This is a genomic window from Micromonospora sp. WMMD736 (assembly GCF_049179015.1).
Classification (GTDB): Bacteria; Actinomycetota; Actinomycetes; order Mycobacteriales; family Micromonosporaceae; genus Micromonospora.
The window spans coordinates 1-4,732 of sequence record NZ_JBMHMI010000034.1 but is presented as its reverse complement, the minus strand read 5'-3'; the positions used below and the strand labels follow the sequence as shown (position 1 = coordinate 4,732).

Sequence of the window (4,732 nt, the reverse complement as noted above, 5' to 3'; positions counted from 1 at the left end):
GTGCGCCGCAGCAGTGGGGCGGTCCGTCGCCGGGGCCACCACCCGGTGGTGGGAAGGGCAAGTGGATTCTGGGGGGTCTGGCCGCGGTGCTGGCTATCGCGCTCGCGGTGGTGATCACCGTCGTGCTGGTACGACCCGACTCCGGCGACGAGTCCGATCCACACAACGGCGATGCTTCCTCGGAGTTTGCTAGTGCAGGTGACACCGGGCCAGTGAATATCATCACCGAAGACCCAACATGTGAGACCTGGACACGCGTTTCGATCGAATATGCAGACGAAGCTGATGCCGTCAATTGGGGCGGCCGTGATCGATCTATTCCTGCTACTGCCTGGAGTTCTGAGCAGCGGGCAATGTATGACGCGGTCGGTGAAGCGCAGGCGAGAACAGCGGAGCACGCTGCCAAGTTGGCCAGGGCGACTCCCCATCGTGTGATGCGAGAACTCTATAACCAGTTCATTGCGTACTCGAATTTGTTTGTCGAAGCAATCCCTTCTTATGAAGGCGAGGATGCAAATTTGGCCATCGTGGCTGATACCATTTTCTCGGCATTGTCAGACATTTGTTCGAGTATAAACTGGAATTCAGCACCACCCATAGCGCCGTTGATTCCGGATATTTCTCCGCCGACGAGTCTTGTATCGGAGATGATTTCAGGTTCTCCCACTCGCTTTCTTCCTGAAGGAAACCCGGTCTGTTCTGAATGGGAATCATTGACGACTGAATATAATCGGCAAGTTGCCGATTGGCGAAAAATCGATCCACAAGTAGCCGCCCCAGATTGGACTCCCGAGCAACGATCGGTCAACGAGAGAGTTGCACCATTGATGTCAGGCTTCGCCGATGACTTGGAAAGACTCGGTCGTGAGAGTGGCAACGCGACACTCGAAGACGTTGCTGTGCTCGCCGCTCAATACCGACGCGCGTACGTCCTAGCGCTACCCACCTATCGGGCGGTCGATAATTTTCTATCGCAAGCGGCGATAAATCTACAGAAGGTAGTCTTTACGGCATGTGACGCAGCCGCGTGAATAGCATTCGATGGCGTTGAAAGTGTCGGCGTCGATGGATAGTGGGTTTTATTGGGTGACGGGGCTGGCTGGTGATTGCGACTGAGGAGCAGTTCCAGGGTTTTGATACCGGTGCGGCCAAGGTGGTTCTACAACCTGAGGACATTCCGGCGAGTGGTGTGATGCAGGGGCTTTTGCGGTTGGAGGTGATTGCACCGCAAACGGCGGCGAAGTTGGCCGCGCTTAGTGATGCGGGGTTGGCGGAGTTGTTGCCGCCGGCTCCTGTTGATGCTCGGGTTCCGGTTGATGAGTCGGAGGCGAAGTGGTTTGAGGTGATGAAGCCGATGATGAGTCAGGCTTCTGATCGTGGGGTGGCGCATCTACGTGCGTTTGTGGAGTATGCGGGTTGTGCTGAGGAGCGGGCGTTGTTCGCTGCGCAGACCGCGTCTGATTCCACTGCTCTGCGGGCGGCGGTCACGGATTGGATTTATTGGCAGCATGTGGGGGTGTTGACCGGTGATGCGTTGTTGGAGTTGCAGCCGACGTGACCCGCGCAAGCTGTGATCCTCAAAGTTTGTTGTGGCCGTGAGTGTGTGATGTGAAGGTGTGTCGATGAGTGTGCCCCCGCAGGGTCCGTATGGTCCGCCCCCGCCGCAGGGCGGCCCGCCGGAGGGTGGGTGGCCACCGCAGTGGGGTGGTCAGCCCGGTGCCCAGGGTGGTCCACCACCCGGGTATGGGGGCCCGCAGGCGGGGGGTCCGCCACCACAGCAGTGGGGAGCACCTCAGCAATGGGGCGGACCCCCGCTGGGACCGCCACCCAGCGGTGGCGGCAAGGGCAAGTGGATCCTGGGTGGCCTGGCCGCGGTGTTGGCAATAGCGCTCGCCGTTGTTATCACCGTTGTTGTGGTACGACCAGACTCCGGCGGTGACGGACCCGAGCCAGGCAACGGCGGATCTGACTCGGAATTCGCCAGCGCCGATGACACCGGACCGGTCAACATCATCACCGAAGACCCAACATGTGAGCCTTGGTCTCGCGTATCCCAAGAATATGTCAACAGGGTCAGCGCAGTAAATTGGGATAAGCGTGATTCTTCAATCCCGGAAAGTTCCTGGAATCCTGAACAACGTAGAATGTATGAAACGGTGAGTCAGGCGATTGGCGACGCTGCAAGCGATACGATCGAACTGTCAAGGCAAACGCCACACAGAGTCATGCGTGAACTATACCAGCAATTCATCGCCTATGGCCGGGCTTTTGTAGAATCGGTGCCTTCCTATGTTGAAGGCGACGACGCAATGCTCCAGGTAATGAATCTAGTCAACAACGCAGTCGGCGATATCTGCTCTGCGATCATATACCGGTCTGTACAGCCAATTGCTCCTTTGCTTCCAGATCCTGCCGCTCCATCGAAGATTTCGGCGCCGAGTGATGCAGAACATCCGCTGATGTTCCTAAGCGAAGACAATCCTGTTTGCTCGGATTGGGAGTCGTTGACGGCTCAATTTAATGACCAGCTCACCGAATGGCAGCAACTTGATCCCAAAATTCCAGCGGCCGAATTGACACCGGAGCAAAGAACCATTAATGATGCGGCAGCGCAGGTGATGGCGACCACCGCGATGGAGATGGAGCGATTGGGTCGGCAAAGCGAGAATTCTGTGTTCGAGGACATATCGACTTTATCTGCCCAGTATTGGAGAGCCTATGTAAAGGCGGTGCCGAGCTACACCTCTTCAGACAATTTTCTGTCTCAAGCTGCGATTCGCCTCACTAAGTCGATTGACTTTGCGTGTAAGGCGGCATAGTAATGGTCACCTGCTAGGAGGGCGAGTGGCGACATCGGTGGCTTTGTTGCTGAGCAGGTTCCGGATGCTGGTGGGCCCATCTCTGGTGTAAGCGAGATCATGAAGGATTTTGGGCTCTTCGCATTTGATAGGGGTCTGGAGCTGTCCGACATCGTGTCGTGTCGGTGATTGATTAGGGGCCCGCGCCCCTGTGAGCTGGGTGTTCTTCAGGCATCCAGAACAAGGAACGCGGGCCCATGGTTGACGGTAGTTCACTGCTGCTCGATCTCGACGGTGTGGTCGTCGAGTCGGTGCATCGACGAGAGGACGGGACCCGGTTGGTGGTGGTGCACACCGCCGCGGAGTGGGTCGGTATCTGCCCAGCGTGCGGGGAGCGTTGGACCAGGTCGAAGGGCTGGGTCACGACCGCACCGCGGGACGTGCGGGTCGGACCCGACCGGCCCCAACTGCAGTGGCGCAAGCGAAAGTGGCTGTGCCCCAGCGTAGTCTGTGACCGCAAGGCGTTCACCGAAGCCGTTCCCGGGGTGCCGGCGCGGGCTCGGGTCACGCCGCGGGCCAAGGCAGCGATGGCCGCTGAGGTCCTCGACAAGGACCGCTCGGTGGCCGCGGTGGCCGGGGAGTACCGCTGCGGCTGGCACACCGTGCACGACCACGTCATCGCTGTCGCCGACGCGGTCCTGGAGGCCGAACCGGCGCCGGTGCGGGTGCTGGGCATCGACGAGACCCGCCGCGGGAAGGCCAAGTGGGAGACCGACCCCGACACCGGGCGGCGGTCCTGGGTCGACCGCTGGGACACCGGCCTGGTCGATATCACCGGCAACCAGGGACTGTTGATCCAGGTCAACGGCCGCACCTCCGCGGCGGTGACCGAATGGCTCGCTGAATCACCGGCAACCAGGGACTGTTGATCCAGGTCAACGGCCGCACCTCCGCGGCGGTGACCGAATGGCTCGCTGAACGCGACCCGGCCTGGCGGGCGCAGATCACCCACGTGGCCATCGACATGTCGGTGGTCTACGCCCGCGCGGTGCGACTGGGACTACCCGGGGCGGTCGTGATCGTCGACCGGTTCCACCTGGTCAAAAAGGCCAATGACATGCTCGATGCGGTGCGCCGGCGGGTCACGCTGGCCCAGCGGGGCCGGCGCGGCCGCAAAGCCGACGTCGAGTGGATCAACCGCCGCCGGTTGCTGCGCGGCGCCGAACGGCTCACCGACGACCAGCGCACCACCTTGTTCACCAAGCTGCTCACCGCCGATCCGGGCGAGGACATCGCCGCGGCGTGGATCGCCAAAGAACTGCCCGGCTACGCCCAGTTAGTAAGTCGCTGCCATGGCGAGTGAGGGTCTGCGCGTGGGTGAGGCTAAGGAATCTCGGGGCGTTGCGGCGCAGCTGGTCAAGTCCAGGGACGTGGTGTACGACGTCGTCGTGTGATTCTTCGAGGTCGTGGGGTTAGACATCCCAGGTGCGTTGCGTGTCAAGCAGCGGGTGCAGGTTGCAGGTTGGGCGCAGGATCTTGGGACGGTGTTCCGAGATCGTGGGATACGTGAGTAGCTGCTGACGGGATGCAGGATTCGTGTCACTCGCTCACTCGGGTAGCTGAGATACTAAGCAAGTGTTGCCGAAGCAGGGGGAGTGCGCGTGAGCGTGCTCGACGCTTTTTACTCGACTTGGGACGACGCTAGGGAAACGTTCGGCCAGGGCGTCCCGCAGCCCGGTGAGGACTTCGACCAGAGCAGCCAGTTGCGGCGACTGGAGTCTGATTTGCAGGCAGCGGCACCAGGTTCCCGCTGGACTGGGGCAGCCGCTTCCAACTACGACGCTGCCAACACTGAGCACCGTCGGGTGATCGGTGAGATGGCCGCGTTGGATCAGCGACTACGGGTACACGTCAACCAATCGGCGCAGATCGTC

General features: G+C 60.6%; 4 protein-coding genes and 2 pseudogenes. All 6 read left to right on the top strand.

The window, feature by feature from the left end; genetic code table 11:
* Positions 1 to 1,031: hypothetical protein (locus ACN269_RS33115; RefSeq protein WP_421477033.1), on the top strand; the 1,031-nt coding region annotated here is incomplete at its 5' end.
* A gap of 71 nt (positions 1,032 to 1,102) precedes the next feature.
* Positions 1,103 to 1,558, top strand: a complete 456-nt coding sequence (locus ACN269_RS33110; RefSeq protein WP_421477032.1) for a hypothetical protein — start codon at positions 1,103 to 1,105, stop codon at positions 1,556 to 1,558.
* A gap of 316 nt (positions 1,559 to 1,874) precedes the next feature.
* Complete coding sequence (locus tag ACN269_RS33105) at positions 1,875 to 2,819, top strand: hypothetical protein (protein WP_421477030.1); 945 nt, start codon at positions 1,875 to 1,877, stop codon at positions 2,817 to 2,819.
* Between the two features lie 190 nt (positions 2,820 to 3,009).
* Positions 3,010 to 3,702 (top strand): annotated as a pseudogene (locus ACN269_RS33100) (helix-turn-helix domain-containing protein); the annotation flags it as partial.
* A gap of 78 nt (positions 3,703 to 3,780) precedes the next feature.
* Positions 3,781 to 4,119, top strand: a pseudogene (locus ACN269_RS33095) (ISL3 family transposase); the annotation flags it as partial.
* Between the two features lie 340 nt (positions 4,120 to 4,459).
* Positions 4,460 to 4,732: EspA/EspE family type VII secretion system effector (locus ACN269_RS33090; protein ID WP_421477028.1), on the top strand; the 273-nt coding region annotated here is incomplete at its 3' end.